The 14,106-nt window shown below is 36.6% G+C and carries 7 protein-coding genes; 4 read left to right on the top strand and 3 right to left on the bottom strand.

Annotated features, from left to right (window positions below; all coding sequences use genetic code 11):
• Positions 1-4: 4 nt before the first annotated feature.
• From ACR1PO_RS17290 to ACR1PO_RS17300, 3 genes are all read right to left on the bottom strand, one after another.
• A complete protein-coding gene (locus ACR1PO_RS17290) occupies positions 5-2,044 on the bottom strand; it encodes a M13 family metallopeptidase (protein WP_433987569.1) in 2,040 nt (679 codons plus the stop codon).
• A gap of 323 nt (positions 2,045-2,367) precedes the next feature.
• Positions 2,368-3,183 (bottom strand): hypothetical protein, encoded by an 816-nt coding sequence (locus ACR1PO_RS17295; RefSeq protein ID WP_433987570.1) that lies wholly within the window; start codon positions 3,181-3,183, stop codon positions 2,368-2,370.
• A gap of 66 nt (positions 3,184-3,249) precedes the next feature.
• Complete coding sequence (locus ACR1PO_RS17300) at positions 3,250-4,044, bottom strand: helix-turn-helix domain-containing protein (protein ID WP_433987571.1); 795 nt, start codon at positions 4,042-4,044, stop codon at positions 3,250-3,252.
• A 782-nt stretch (positions 4,045-4,826) separates the two neighbouring features.
• On the opposite strand from ACR1PO_RS17300, the gene ACR1PO_RS17305 reads away from it, so the two are divergent.
• From ACR1PO_RS17305 to ACR1PO_RS17320, 4 genes are all read left to right on the top strand, one after another.
• Positions 4,827-5,018 carry a DUF3606 domain-containing protein gene (locus ACR1PO_RS17305; RefSeq protein ID WP_433987572.1) on the top strand — a complete coding sequence of 64 codons (192 nt, stop codon included), beginning with the start codon at positions 4,827-4,829 and terminating at the stop codon, positions 5,016-5,018.
• A 42-nt stretch (positions 5,019-5,060) separates the two neighbouring features.
• Positions 5,061-7,739, top strand: a complete 2,679-nt coding sequence (gene ligD, locus ACR1PO_RS17310) for a DNA ligase D (protein WP_433987573.1) — start codon at positions 5,061-5,063, stop codon at positions 7,737-7,739.
• A gap of 826 nt (positions 7,740-8,565) precedes the next feature.
• On the top strand, positions 8,566-10,176 hold the full coding sequence (locus tag ACR1PO_RS17315) for a T9SS type A sorting domain-containing protein (protein WP_433987574.1): 1,611 nt from the start codon (positions 8,566-8,568) through the stop codon (positions 10,174-10,176).
• Between the two features lie 2 nt (positions 10,177-10,178).
• A complete protein-coding gene (locus tag ACR1PO_RS17320) occupies positions 10,179-14,105 on the top strand; it encodes a DUF5977 domain-containing protein (RefSeq protein ID WP_433987575.1) in 3,927 nt (1,308 codons plus the stop codon).
• The last annotated feature ends 1 nt before the right edge of the window (position 14,106 follow it).

The following is a 14,106-nucleotide window of genomic DNA, read 5'->3' on the forward strand; positions in this document are numbered from 1 at the left end:
CAGGTTACCAAATTTCTATCCCTTTGCTCTTCAAATTGGCCGGTCCTTTTTTATCACAATTCCAAGCTTGTTTAAATTCCTTCAATTGTGCCAGGGGCCCGTTTATCCTAAACCTGAAAGGGACATGAGGATTGGTCAGCAGTTCATTACGTAAAGCTTCAGGACTGATGTTGCCATGCCACATTTGTGCCCATCCTAAAAAGAAACGTTGCTGCCAGGTGAAGCCGTTAATGGGTTTAGGCTGCTTCTTTTTATCATAACTTTTTTCAAGTGCATGATAGGCCAGAGTAAGTCCACCGAGATCTGCTATATTTTCACTTATCGTGAGCTGTCCGTTAATATGTAAGCCCGGCTGGCCCTCCATTTGGTTAAAATAATCAATGTATTGTTTTGTAAGGTTTTCAAAATTATGTCTGTCTATTGACGTCCACCAGTTATTTAAATTACCCGACGCATCGAATTTCGAACCTCTGTCATCAAAAGCATGGGTTATTTCATGCCCTATCGCTGCGATTATGGCGCCATAATTTATAGCATCATCTGCTTTATGGTTATAAAAAGGAGGCTGCAGGATACCAGCTGGGAAACATGCACTGTTAGTATATTGATCGTAAAAGGCATCAACGGTTTGTGGTGTTGCATGCCATTCACCTTTATCTACTGGCTTATCAATTTTCCTGATGTTTTCATTATGATGGAAAACCGCTACAGAAATAACATTATCTATCAGACGTGATGGTTGTATGGAGATACCGAAATAGTCGGGCCATTTGTCCGGGTATCCGATCTTGAAAGTCATAGCGCTAAGTTTTTTGTGTGCCGAAGCTTTAGTACTGTTACTCATCCAGCGTAAGCTGTCTATACGCTGATGATAAACCCAGCGCACATTTTCAATCATTTCACCTATCTTTTGTTTATCCTGCTCAAGGAAATATCTTTGAACAAAAAGCTTACCTAAAGGCATACCCAATGCTTGTTCTAACTCTTTAATTGCCATATCTATTCGACTTTTTTGTTCTTTTTTTCCAGCCATTACGGTTCCGAAAAAAGCAAAGTGAGGATTGCTGTATTTCTGGGGAAGGTAAGGTGCAAAACGAGATAAAAGCTGCCATCGGGTATATAACTTCAATACAGTTAATGGTGTTTTGTACAGAAGGGCTGTTAAGTTGCTCATATAAGCCCGGTCTTCAATAATAACAGTCTGTGTATTAATTCCCTGTGCTTTTAAAAACCCGTTCCAATTAAATTGTGGTGCAATGCGGCTGAGTTCCGGGACAGACATTTTATTATAGGTTTTTATCTGATCCCGCAACATCAGACTGGATAGCTGCAGACCGGCCACGTTTTGCTCCAATTCGTAAATTTTGGAACCAGGGGAGGCCTCTTTAAGGCCTGCAATTTTATACATATTGTCGATGTGCCGGATCATTCCGTCTTTTAAGTTGACATTTTTAGACTCTTTTAGAGTATAATAGCTTTTATCACCCAAAGTTAGTCCGCCTTGCCCTAACGAAAGAATATTCATCTGATTGTTATGAGCGTCGGCTTCTACCTTATAACTGATAAAAGTGGGTACACCAAGCTTTTGAAGTTCCCCGGAGAAGTTTACCCAATCGGTATAATCTTTAAGATGATCAATTCGCTCAAAATAGCTGCCAAGCGGTGAAAGTCCTGATTTTTCTATGGCAGCAGTATCCATGTAAGATCTGTAAAAATCAGCTATCTGCTGAGATTCCGAACCTGGTTTGAGATCAGGTAATTTACTTATGCTGTCTACAATATTTTTCAGTTTCACTTTGTTGTCCCGATCAAGAATTTCGAAGGCACCCCATCTGCTTTCAGTAGCAGGAAGCGGATTTTTTTTCTTCCAGTGACCATTGGCAAAGCCATCAAAATCAATACATGGATTCTTAGTAGAATCAATATTGCTGTTATCAAAACCTGAATTATTAGAAACCGAATGAATGTCCGGTTTCTTTTCAGTTTTGCAAGAAAATAGTATTGTGATAATAATTAAAAGTGCGGTTAACTTATAATTTTTCATACTAATAAATATATAATCTTCAGATATTTAGTTAAACGGTTTAGGTCGCGAGAAATTTTGTTATAATACATTTTTTTTATCGTTTAATGATATGCTGTTCATTGTTTAATCTCAAAAAGCGTAATTAAGAAGACCGCCACAGTTTTTCGTTACGTATTAAGCAGGAAATAATACTTGATTCTTGTAATTCAATTCTTTTTAAAGATGAAAAAATCTCATAATATTTCAAAATCCAAACAAACTACCATATGGGTACAAACTCAAAATCCGTTTCATTTAAAGCGTAAGGTATAAAGTAGTAGACATAAAGGATTATTATAGTATTACCTGATCTTGAGCTGCCATGTCTGCTGAACATTTCCTTTACTTCTCAAAGCCTCCAGCTGTTGGGGAGACGCAGAATTCAATAAACTGGGAAGGCTGCTGAATTTTTCAAACTCCGGCTCATATTTATTTACAATAATAAATCCATTGTCATAAAAGAATTGCGCTGCCTGGTCAAAGGAAACAAAATAATTTTCCATGACATTATTTGATTTAAAGAAGCGTTCCCATTTTTTATCCTTATCGCTACCAACGGAACCTGTTTCATGTTTGAGATAAATATCAGCTGTTACCCAGGTTCCTCCGTTTTCTTGCAAAACCGAATGTATATTTTTAAGGATTTGAGACTGCTTTTCTCTATCAAAATACATGAGCAGGCCTTCATTAATAATAAGAAGATCCTGATCTTTAGTCAGGATACTGCCGGGGTTCAAAACGTCAGATTCCTGAAACTTAAGGTTGCCGGGAACAGGAATATTCAGACGTTTTAACATCTCCATTTTTTCATTCATTACTGTCCTGAGATCAGTATCAAAATAGATCCTGTCAGGATTTTTACTGGTGTATTCCAACCCACGCAGTGAATATCCTGCTGACAATTCAAGTACTGCCGAGGAAACACTCTTTTCAAGGAAAAAGTCGAGGGAAAGGTAGCGCATTTCAAAATGGAGCACACTTGCCCAGAACCCAAAATCTGAATTCAGTGGATTGTCAATACTGAAATACTTCGCAATTTCTTTTGCATACGGTATAGTCGTAGTTGCAGCTTTAAAGGTAATAAGCTCTTTTGCTGTGTCAGTTACTTTGTTTAACATATTGTTCTGTTTTTTCTGCAAAGTAACAGTACAGATGTAGTTGGTAATAGGAAAAAACAGACCTGCTTATTTTTTAATAAACTCGTTTCCCAGTTTATTGTTTTTTTTCAGAAATACATTCGGTTGTAATGTTAGGACTTTACGGAAGCTCTGCAAAAAATGGGATTCATCATAAAAAAGATCGTACAGTTCATTTTTATTCTCTGGTTTTTTATTTCTTATGTAACGGTTAAATATCTCCTGAAAACGTACTATTGAGGCATATTCCTTTGGGGTAATTCCGGTCTGCAATTTAAAGAGTTTGTTAAGGTGGCGTTGCGAAGTATTAATACCTGCAAAAAGATCTTTAATTAAGATATTGCCCTTGTGAGCGTTTATTTGTTCCGCAATATGAACAACACGGCTATCTGGTTCAAACCTTATCCTTTCTGTAAGAAGTTCAGTAAGCTGAGTTACTGATTCCTGAAGGTTTCCTGAAAAATCTGTCAAAACTTCAGAGCCGTCAAGCTTTCTTTTTGAGATGGAAACCACTTTGCTGAGATAATTGGAAAGATCGCTCCCTGCTATTGAATAATAACCGTATGGCTTGAAGCTGATACCGATGGAATGTACGGGAACATTGCCTTTGAGCACAATTTTAGTATGGTGTTGTCCTACCAAATGAAGATCAAATGTCGAATGATGAAAAGATTGATTTTGAATAACATGTTCATATTCCCCACTATAATTCCATATGACGATCCAACGACCTGACGGAATTATAGCTGCTTGTTCATCAGCTTCCATCTGCTCCGGGCTTTCAAATGACCAGATTGATTCCACATAATTCATTAAAGCTTCTGGTATTGGATAATATTTCATTTTAGTTGGCTTAATTTAATTACTGAAGATGTTTATCATCAATGCAACATCAGCTAAATGGATGTAATTTTATAACTTCAAAAAAGAATTAAATAATATTATAAATCGCTTTAAAACACAAATATTTTCATTGTTACATGCCTTTTTCTATTTTAAATTTATTATTGTAAGTAATTTTTATTTATATTTTTAACTTTTAAGCAGTGTTTGTTAAGGGTATTGCTTGGATTTTGATAGCTATTTTCACCAATTTACTAAGATTTTTTGTTGAAAAATAACATTAAATGTTAAGAATATGATCATCGAGTGATAAAACGTCTTTACAGGTATCACAGAGAAAGAAAGACGAATTCCTACGGATTATTAAAAGGATGAAATAACATAATCAATCAAGAAGTCGCACACCTAATGGAACCTGAAATAATGAAAGACCCTTTCTGATTGTGACCGTTTCTATAAGTGCCGGTTTTTAACAGGAAAGGATGAATAATAATTTACTTACAAAGCTGGAAAACTTACTGGGTGTTATTTAACAGCAGATGAATTGAATCTGAGTGCCAATTACCTCAGTGATATGTACAGGGCTCAAACTAGGATGACCCAACGGCATCTTCATAGCCGGTCGACCGAGATAGCCTAAGAATTACTTTGTAATTCATTCTTCTCCCATTTATCGTTGTTGGTACAGTAAATCCTGTGGTGATAAAATATATTTTCGCAAAACGGCTTGGTTTTTGTAATTTTTTTAACCTACAAAATATTAATTCTCAAAACATCAGATCATGGCAGACAATAAATCCAAAAGAGGTTCATCTGACCGAAATAAAGTCAGCGGATCGGAAAATTACGAAATCCAATATTTTAAGGAAAAAATGGGAGTGACATCTCAGGCTGTAACAGGAGCGATAAGGGCAACCGGATCGAATGATCGTAAAGTACTTGAAAAATATCTCAAGGAAAAACATAGAAAGTAAAGATTCTTTACTCACTGCAATAAATCTTAAAAACTATTTTTTATGGGCTTATCTGAATACCGCAAAAAGCGTTCTGAAGAAAAGACCCCTGAGCCTTTTGGAGGAAAACCAAATGGAAAAGAGCTGCATTTTGTGATTCAGAAACATGATGCCTCACATCTTCATTATGATTTTCGTCTTGAAATGGATGGGGTATTAAAAAGCTGGGCAGTGCCAAAAGGGCCTTCAATGAATCCTGACATAAAAAGACTGGCTATGATGGTTGAAGATCATCCTTATGACTACCGGAATTTTGAAGGTATTATCCCCAAGGGGCAATATGGTGGTGGAACTGTGATCGTGTGGGACCAGGGGACCTATATGCCGGCAGATTTGCAAGATGAGGATCATGGGAAACAAGAGAAGAATCTTCTTCATCAACTATATTCCGGGAAACTTAAGTTTATACTCAATGGTGAAAAGCTTAAAGGAGAGTTTGCTCTCGTAAAAGCGCATGGAAGGGGGGATAACGGCTGGCTGCTGATGAAGCTTGAAGATCAGTATGCCAGTGAAAAAGAGATTACAGAAAAAGATAAGTCTGTGATTTCCGGTAAAACGATTGAACAGATGGAAAAAGCACCGGATAATATCTATGGAAAAAAAGAGATTAATGAAGATGAGGCTGTAAAGAATAAGAAAAATACGAAAAGGAAAGCTGGAACCGATAAAGAACCTGAAAGTAAGAGTAATATCAAATCTCTTCTTAATAAATTGCCTGAACAAAAATTTTATACCCGAATTGAGCCGATGCTGGCAACATTGGTTGATAAGCCGTTTGATAATGATGAATGGATCTATGAAGTGAAATGGGACGGATACAGAGCGGTAGCTTTTATGAATGATGGTGAGGTTGAATTAAAGTCCCGTAACGATAAAAGTTTTGGCGAAAAATTTTATCCGATCTATGATGAACTTAAAAAATTGAATCTGAATGCAGTGATAGACGGAGAAATTGTTGTCCTGACTCAAAAGGGAACCGCTGATTTTGGACAGCTTCAGAATTGGCGGAGCGAAGCAGATGGCGATCTGGTTTATTATGTGTTTGATATTCTATGGTATGAAGGCAAAGACTTAAAGGATCTTTCCCTTTTGGAAAGAAAAGCGGTCTTAAAGAAAGTGCTTCCTGAAAGTAACAGTATCATTGTCAGTGAACATTTTGAAACGTCAGGTACTGATTTTTTAGAAGAAGCGAAAAAGCTTGGTCTTGAAGGTATAATGGCAAAACGTAAGGACAGTGTTTATCATGTACATAACCGGTCCCGTGACTGGCTCAAAATCAAAGCTAATAAAAGGCAGGAAGTTGTGATCGGCGGATATACCCTGAACGATGATTCCAATAAGCTGTTCAGCAGTATTCTTGTTGGGGTATATAAAGGCGGTAAATTCATATATACAGGAAAAGTAGGAACAGGATTCAATAGAAAGCTGCAGACCGAAATGATGGAACTTTTTAAACCGCTGATCATTAAAAAAGCACCTTTTGCAGAAGAGCCTGATGTAAATAAACCCTCACGGTTCAGACCCAACCCTCCACATGCAACGGTAACATGGCTTCGTCCTGAATTAGTGTGTGAAGTAAGCTTTGCAGAGATGACGAGTGATGGTGTTATGAGGCATCCTTCTTTTGAGGGAATGAGAGAGGATAAAAATGCGAAAAAAGTTGTTCTGGAAACAGAAGCACCTGTAGAAAAGCTAGTAGAAGATCACCCTGGTAAAATGATAAAAGCAAGAACCGGGACCAGCCGTAAAACTCTTCTTAATCCGAAAGATAAAAGCCAGGTGCGGAAAATAAACAGACATGAACTCAAATTTACCAATCTTGATAAATTATTCTGGCCTAAAGAAGGGATCACAAAAAGAGATCTTATTAATTACTATTACCAGGCAGCCCCTTTTATTCTGCCTTATCTTAAAGACCGTCCGCAAAGCATGAACCGTTTTCCCAACGGTATCGAGGATGAAGGATTTTATTTCAAGGATGTTACAAAAACAGCTCCCGATTGGGCAGAAACTTATTTATATCATAGCGATACCGATCATAAAGACCGGCATTATCTTGTAGGAAAAGATGAGGCTACATTGCTGTATATGGCTAATCTGGGATGTATTGAAATGAATCCATGGAACAGTACCATTAAAAAACCTGAGCATCCTACTTTTTGTATTATTGATCTTGATCCGGATAAAAATTCATTTGAGCAGGTTATCGAAGCAGCGCAGGTAACAAAAGGTATTCTGGATGATATGGGGGTTCCAAGCTATTGTAAAACAAGCGGATCTACCGGGCTGCATATTTATATTCCTCTCGGAAATAAATACACCTACGAACAGTCAAAAGAATTTGCAAGGGTAATTGTTACTCTTGTACATAAGGAATTACCTGAATTTACAAGTATCGAACGGACCATAAAGGATAGAAAAGGGAAGATGTATCTGGATTTTTTACAGAACAGGCCGCATGCTACCATCGCAGCAGCTTATTCTGTCCGTCCGAAACCCGGTGCTACAGTTTCCATGCCGCTTTACTGGGACGAAGTTAAAAAGGGCTTGAAGATTGCTGATTTTCATATTTTCAATGCTATAGAAAGAATGCAGAGCGAAGGAGATATTTTTAAACCGGTATTAGGCAAAGGAATTGATCTGAAAAAGATTGTAGATCAGTTTTCGGATGAAATTATGTGAAGAAATAATTTTCAGGATTGTTAGAATGAAAATTGAAACTCAATTATTCTTTCCGGGGTAACAGTAACTCCCATTGTTAGTAATTCTGTTCTGTAATTAAGAATTGAAGTTTTTAAGGTATCCATAAAGTAGTTAAGCGATTTTGTATCATTCTTTGTTCCAATTGCTCTTTCTGTGTTTTGATTCCAACGTAATATATCCCACTTTTCGTTGAAATCTCTTTTTTTGTACCGTCTACGGTTACTCTCAAGTAAGTGCCATGATTTTTGCCAACTTAATTTAGAGCAATTGTAAAAAATTACGATAATTGCAAAAAAAATGCAAAATAGCTGTAATTGATTAAATTACAGCTATTTGATTTATCTTTCACACTCAGTGGAGAATACGGGATTCGAACCTATATTTTTAACCAGTATACTATCCATATTTCCATCTTTTCAATAACAACTGCCACGCTTGCGCCACAGTTTTCCGTTATTAAGCAGGAAATAATACTTGATTCTTGTAATTCAATTCTTCTTTTCCCAAATCTCTTAAAAAAAGTAATGATAAAGAAATTCTTTACATATCGGTCTACAAATTCAGGATAGTTTCATAAGTTAAAAATTGATAGAAAAGTATTCGCGATAATTTTGTTAATAACAAAAGTAAAAAACTCAATTATAAAGAACTCTGATATGGTATTTTATACTCCAATATTATGTTTCTGGAGGATACTTAGTACAATAATTTAGTATATGAATGTTAATGTTAACTTAAAGAATAAATAACACTTTGTTTCCTTACTTGGTTTGATATTGTAATACTTTCGGTCATAAAAAAACTAATGCGGAAACTCTTCATGAATGTATGTGTATTGTACACAGGTCTTTGTATATCTGCCCAGGAAGTGGTATGGCAGAAAGACCTCAAATCTTCTACTCAGGATTTCCTGAGTCAGATTACCACAACCATTGATCAGCAGTATCTGATCACTGGAAGCTCGATTCAGTTTAAAAGCCGGTCGCAGACTGCTGATAGACAAAAACAGAACAACGGTTATGATTTTCACCTGATCAAACTCAATCAACAGGGAGAAGAAGTCTGGGAAAAGTATTTCTCAGGAACAAACCATGATTATCTGTCTTCAACGGTTACCACACAGGACGGAGGATTTCTTCTGGCTGGTACCAGCTATTCTTCCAAAGGATCTGATAAAAAAGAGGATTCCAAAGGGGGATCAGATATCTGGCTGATCAGAATCAATGAATTTGGTGATGAATTATGGCAGAAAACACTAGGAAGTACTTCTGATGAAGAAGCCAGGGCAGTTATTCAGACTACAGATTTAGGATTCTTTGTTGCCGGAAATGTACAGAATTCTTCAAGAGGTTACGGTTCCAAAGATGTCTGGATTACCAGAATCGATAAAAATGGAAAAGAACTCTCACAGGTAATTTTAGGAGGAAAAGGCTTGGATGAAGTAGAGAAAATGATTCCAACAAAAGATGGAGGAGCATTACTGGGTATTTATTCGAGAAGTTCTGAAGTAAAGGCGGGAAGCGGGAGGCTGGAAGCTGGAAGTGGCGTGAAGATCGACTCTTATTCCAAAGCCAGCAGCAACTTCGGCGAAGGCGATTACTGGATCGTAAAGCTTGACAAAAACGGAAAAGTAGAATGGGAAAAGAATTTCGGAGGAAAAGGTGATGATCATATCAGAACATTGGCTTTAACTTCAAATGGTTTCATCATTGGCGGGGAATCCAGATCGGAAAGGTCAGGAAATAAAACAGCAGGGATTGAAGAAGGAACAGACCTTTGGCTGATTTCCTTGAATGAAAGAGGTGATGAACAGTGGCAGAAATCTTACAATTTGGGTAACCGGGATATCCTGATGGGTATGAATGTAATAAACGGGAAGCAGGAAGACGGAAACGGGAGTTCTAAAGGCATTCTGCTGGGAGGTTATACCCAGGCGGAAGGAAGAATAGAAACGGATGATGAAACCTTCTGGATGCTGTATTTAGATCAGAATGGCAATGAGCAGTGGAGGAAACACGTCAAAGGAGAATCCAGAAAGAAGGAAGAGAGACTTTTCGATTTGAAACTAAACAGAGACGGATCCATTATTCTTGCCGGAACCAGTGCAGAAGAGCTGGGAAAAGAAAACTGGAAAATTGTTAAGCTTGGAGATAAGCAGGTTGATCAGTTATTAGAAAAATACGACATTAAGATCTATCCAAATCCTGTATCTGATTACGCATATGTAGAAATCGGCTTTGATTTTAAAGAGGCTGATATTCTGTTGTATGATATGAGCGGAAGACAGCTTCAGAGCGTAAAAACCAAAAACAGAGTAACTAAAATGAATACTCAGCCTTTGGTCCAGGGAGCCTATCTGGTGACGATAAAAACGGATAACAACAAAACGGCGAATGCAAAATTGATCAAGAAATAACCATGAAAAAATACTTTTTTATATTTTTAATTCTATCTTTCTGTTTTACTTACGGGCAAAAAGAGAAGACAAAGAAAGAATCAGATACCATTAAGGTTCTTGCAAAAACAACGACTACAGTAAATAATTCTACCAATAAAGATGATTATTTGGCGAAAGCTTTTACTGTTACGACTCCCGAAGTTTCACAATTAATTAAATCTGAACTCATTCCGATTAATTATGCTACCGGCAGAGCAGAATATTCGATTCCTATTTTTGAGGTTAAAGAAGGAAATATTAGTGTTCCGGTAATGTTAAAATACTCATCAAATGGAGTAAAAGTAAATCAGGAAAGCACAAATGTCGGATTAGATTGGGTTTTAATAGCAGGCGGTAATGTGACAAAGTTTGTTAATGATATTGATGATAATAAATATAGAGTTAACCAGAATTCAAGTAATTATCCCCGTGCAGAATGGGATGAATCTTCACTAACATGGCTAACAGTGTATGATGCATCCTCAGATTGGGGGCAATATGTAAGTAAAAAAGGACGACTGGTTAATGATAGTGATGTTGAATTTATGCCGGACTCTAAAATTACTGCTGCATCTTCAAATTATGAGCAATATGTTGATATGGCGGCAGACACTTTTTTTGCGGTTGCACCCGGTTTAAATTCTAAATTTTACTTGAATAAAAAAACAAATCAGGATGGTAATTGGGATATAAGATTTAGTACGTATGGTTACAGAGGCCATGAATTAGATGGATTTGGTAACAAAATTTATGTCAATAAGTATGATAAATTTGACATTAGTAATGTTCCCAATAAAGGATGGATGGGATGGAATACTGTTTTTCCTACGGAATGTAGTATGAAATTAGGCAATCTTGATAATTATGCGACACAGAATAATTATTCATTGTTAAGAAATAATGCTAAAGATTATGATCAGTTTCAGATCATCAATGCGTACGGAAATGTATATTCATTTAAAACAAACGATGTCAACATAAGTTCCACAACAGAGTTTCCTTTCACAGGTTTTACAGATTCATCACCTGAAAGCCCCAAAAGTGCCATGTCAATATGCAAGCTTATCTTAAAAAATAACTATAATATCGATATTAATACGTGGAATCTTGATTCTATACTTGATGTTACTTCCAATAAAAAAGTCACTTTTACCTATAAAGAGTTCCAGCAATCCCAGACTAAGCTTAATGATCTTGATAAAGGTAAAGTAATTTTAAGTTCATATATTATTAATTACGGAAATGGGAGCAGTATTATCAATTATCCCGGAGGTGGTATTTCACCAGTAGATTATACTAACAATAAATATGCTCAAAATACCATATATCATTATGTGGAAGAAATTAACTGGAGTGAGGGTAAGGTAAAGTTTTTCTATGATTTTACCAGATCTGATGCTTTTGATGATAATAATAATGTAACTCCTAAACGGGCACTTTCTCAAATCATTGTTTATGATGTTAACGGACAGATTGTTAAAAAGGTAAAATTAAACTATGGTTATTTCAAAAATACACAGGTTTCAAGTGATCTGGATTTAAGATTGAGATTAGATGATGTTGCATTTTATGATAAAGATGATACCTTTCTCTACAATTATAAGCTTGAATATAATCCTGTTCCTATGCCTTCCAAAGGAACTTCGGAAGCTACCAAAAATTACAGAGATCTTTTTGGTAATTTTAAACAGCAGTCGGCCGGAAGTTTTCCCAAAACATATTACCAAATTATAAATCAGAAGTTCAAATTTGATAATCTTCCATTTAATGGAACCACTTTTTTATATGGTGATATAGACATGACTCCGGACAATCAAGCTTCTATAGGAATGCTGAACCGGATCACAACTCCTACAGGTGGATATTTCCAGTTTGCATATGAGCTAAATAGGTTTCTTTTGAATGGGCAGGAACAGCTGGGTGGCGGAGTCAGAGTCAAAGAGCAAAAGATACTTGATGGTAATACAGCCAGAACAATTAAGTATAAATATCTGAATGATAACGGGACTTCATCAGGTACAATAGGAAGTATACCTTCTATGGTTACTAATAGAATTGGAGGATGGTACAATAGTGTCAGCGATTCTGGCGTTGCTTCTTATCCGGCGGTATATTTATCACAGCAGAACATGCCTGAAACCGATGATAGAAGTTTTGTCATTTACGAAAAAGTGACCGAAGAAGAAACCGGGAAAGGAAAGCAGGTGTTTTCTTTTACAGGTTTTAATAATTATCCTAATATTTATCCCCACACTGAAGATCATACGGGTGGTGTTAGCGGAAGTAATCTTGTGGCAAATGAAAATTATTTCAAAAACCGCAGCCATTTAAGAGCGAAGTTGATTAACAAAGAAGTTTACGCAGAAGGGGCAACTTTTCCGATGCAAACAGAAACCTATATTTACAAAATCGGGAAAGACGTTAGTACTGATTTTAATGTATACTTTTCTAACTCATATATTTTTAAACCTGCCTGGAGTCTGATTATTGATAATACCCCAGAAAATCTTATTTTGTATAAAAAAATCAGCAGAAATAATTATTTGAGTATCAGTAACTTTAATGAGGAACAGGTCACAAAGGAATATTTCGGAGCTAATCCGGTTTTAAATAATGGTGTGCCAATATCGTACAATTATCAGGAACCTTTTTTTCTTCCAACAAAAGAGAAGATAACTCATTTTGATGGAAGCATTACAGAAAACTCTTTTGCTTATCCTTTGACACAGGGAATGCAATACCTAATTAATTTAAATATTGTTGCCAGTCCCCAACTTCAAAGTTCAATCAAGAAAAAGAATGATACGGACCAAGGAAAAATTATATCAACAGTATATAAGAATTTTCCATCAAGCCAGGCTGATGCCGATTTGAAAACAGCAGGTCTTCCTTTACCTTATGCCGATCTTTCTACCAATATCCTGATAAATTCGCCAGTTGTTCAGATGACGTATGATAAGTTTGACAGCAAAGGGAATTTACAGCAATTTACAAACAGGGAAGGTATACCAACCACTGTTATCTGGGGATATAATCAGACAAAACCCATCGCTAAAATAGATGGAGCCAAATTATCAGATATTGACCCCTCTCTTATTAATGGCATTGTGAGTGCTTCCAATAATGATGCACTGGCTTTGCCAAATAATGATGAGACGACATTATTAAGTGCTTTAGATAATTTCAGGGCTAATCCTGCTTTTACAGCATATCAGGTAACAACCTATACTCATGATCCTCTGGTAGGGCTTAGAAGTATTACAATGCCGGCTGGCACGAGAGAAAGTTATATTTATGATAATGCATTGAGGCTCCAGAAAATAAAAGACAGATCAGGTAAAACTATAAAAGAATATAAATACGGGTATGTACCTACGGTTTACTATTACAATACTTCCAAAAGTCAATCATTTTCGAAAAATAATTGTACCCAGCCAGGCGCCACTCCAGCACCTATCGTTTATACAGTACCTGCAGGAAAATACTCCTCCACGATAAGTCAGGCAGTGGTAGATCAAACAGCCCTTGATGATATTGCGGCTAATGGTCAATACTATGCCAATGCCAATGGTTTATGTAACTCTACAACATACTGCAGTCTTTCATTCAACAGCTCTATAGGAATTTCAGGGGGAGGAAGCGCTTCTGTTACTACTAACGCAATGTATAAGGTAAGTTTTGGGTTTTCCTCGGGATCAAACTCAGTCAATTTACCCTGGACGACAACAGGGGTAAAAGTGGCTGACATTGTAGGCAACTGCAGGCCAACATCAGATTATTCATCTTACAACGGGCAGGTGTACTATACAATTAAAACCAATGGGGAGATTATCATACGAAGACATTTGGGAGTTTCCACACCCAACAATACTTCCTATAATTATGAGCTATTCTTTCCAGTAAACTAAC

It is taken from the genome of Chryseobacterium amylolyticum, from assembly GCF_051011775.1.
Classification (GTDB): Bacteria; Bacteroidota; Bacteroidia; order Flavobacteriales; family Weeksellaceae; genus Chryseobacterium.

Excerpts from the sequence above, each read along its gene's own strand:
- ACR1PO_RS17290 (WP_433987569.1), bottom strand. The coding sequence starts at position 2,044 with ATGAAAAATTATAAGTTAACCGCACTTTTAATTATTATCACAATACTA.
- ACR1PO_RS17295 (WP_433987570.1), bottom strand. The coding sequence starts at position 3,183 with ATGTTAAACAAAGTAACTGACACAGCAAAAGAGCTTATTACCTTTAAA.
- ACR1PO_RS17300 (WP_433987571.1), bottom strand. The coding sequence starts at position 4,044 with ATGAAATATTATCCAATACCAGAAGCTTTAATGAATTATGTGGAATCA.
- ACR1PO_RS17305 (WP_433987572.1), top strand. The coding sequence starts at position 4,827 with ATGGCAGACAATAAATCCAAAAGAGGTTCATCTGACCGAAATAAAGTC.
- ligD (WP_433987573.1), top strand. The coding sequence starts at position 5,061 with ATGGGCTTATCTGAATACCGCAAAAAGCGTTCTGAAGAAAAGACCCCT.
- ACR1PO_RS17315 (WP_433987574.1), top strand. The coding sequence starts at position 8,566 with ATGCGGAAACTCTTCATGAATGTATGTGTATTGTACACAGGTCTTTGT.
- ACR1PO_RS17320 (WP_433987575.1), top strand. The coding sequence starts at position 10,179 with ATGAAAAAATACTTTTTTATATTTTTAATTCTATCTTTCTGTTTTACT.